Annotated in this window: 1 pseudogene; it reads right to left on the reverse strand. The window is 70.5% G+C overall.

Annotated elements, in window-relative coordinates:
- Window positions 1-682, reverse strand: a pseudogene (locus RF644_RS18720) (IS3-like element ISAar43 family transposase); the annotation flags it as partial.

The following is a 682-nucleotide window of genomic DNA, read 5'->3' on the forward strand; positions in this document are numbered from 1 at the left end:
GAACAGGCCGGTGCGGGTGCCGGCCCAGTCGGCCATCGCGTCGCTGATGAACTCGGGGCCGTTGTCGGATCGGAGCACCGCGGGGGCGCCCCGGACGGCGACGAGGTCCTCGAGGTGGGCGGTGAGCCGGTCCGCGGTGATCGACCGTTCGACGAGCCCGCCGATGCACTCGCGGGTGTGCTCGTCGACGATGGAGCAGATCTTGATCGGACGGCCCTGCTCGTCCGCGTCGAACTGGAAGTCCACCGCCCACACGAGGTTCGGTGCGACCGCTGCCGGGGCGTCGACGGTCGAAGACCCAACGCGTTTGCGGTGACGCCGCTGCGGGACGCGCAGCCCTTCCTCGCGCCAGAGCCGTTGGATCTTCTTGTGGTTCACGACCCACCCCTCGCCGCGGGCATCGTGGTAGGCCCTGCGGTATCCCCACCGCGGGTGCTTCTTCGCATACGCCCGCAGCCAGTCCCGCAACGCCAGGTCCGGGTCGGCTGTCGTCTCACCCTGGAGCGGGCGACGGTATGCGGACCTGCTCAGCCCGGCCAGACGGCACGCCATTCGTTCGCTCACCCGCAGCTTGCGCTTGAGGTGGTCGACGGCGGCGCGGCGCCTGCCCGGGCCTAGAAGTTTCCCTCAGCCAGCTCCTTGAGCGCGGCCTTCTCGAGCTCTGCCTCGGCGAGCAGCCGCT

It is taken from the genome of Kocuria sp. CPCC 205258 (genome assembly GCF_040981005.1).
GTDB classification, from domain to species: Bacteria; Actinomycetota; Actinomycetes; order Actinomycetales; family Micrococcaceae; genus Kocuria; species Kocuria rosea.